Consider the following 336-nt stretch of genomic DNA (forward strand, 5'->3'; position numbering starts at 1 on the left):
CGTTTTAAGGGGCGAAAAACATTAGCTTCACGCAAAAAAGCCACCGTAAACGCCATAAGTTGATATAACAAAATTTGCGGGAATGTTTTGCGTCCGCCTTGAAAACCTTTGTTATAAAGCTGCCACCCAATCTGTTTGAATAGCCGAACCTCGCCTTCTTCCTTTGCAAGCAGCCCTTGGGATGCTTGGTCTTTTCTGGCCATTGATGGCTTGTTTGCAACACTTTCATTGGTGAGCGGCGATCCAAAACCAAACCGCTTTTTTGTTGAGAAAACCACAGTTGTTTGGCGCTCAAAGTTGCTGCTTACATGTAAGTAAAATTACAGCGTATAACGT

At 43.5% G+C, this 336-nt stretch carries 1 protein-coding gene; it reads right to left on the minus strand.

Annotation, left to right across the window (positions count from 1 at the left end; translation table 11 throughout):
• Window positions 1–203, minus strand: a 203-nt coding sequence (locus LRP50_RS25595) for a hypothetical protein (RefSeq protein ID WP_274167200.1), incomplete at its 3' end; no start/stop codon positions are given.
• Between the last annotated feature and the right edge of the window lie 133 nt (window positions 204–336).

This window comes from Enterovibrio gelatinilyticus (genome assembly GCF_028683095.1).
GTDB lineage: Bacteria > Pseudomonadota > Gammaproteobacteria > Enterobacterales > Vibrionaceae > Enterovibrio > Enterovibrio gelatinilyticus.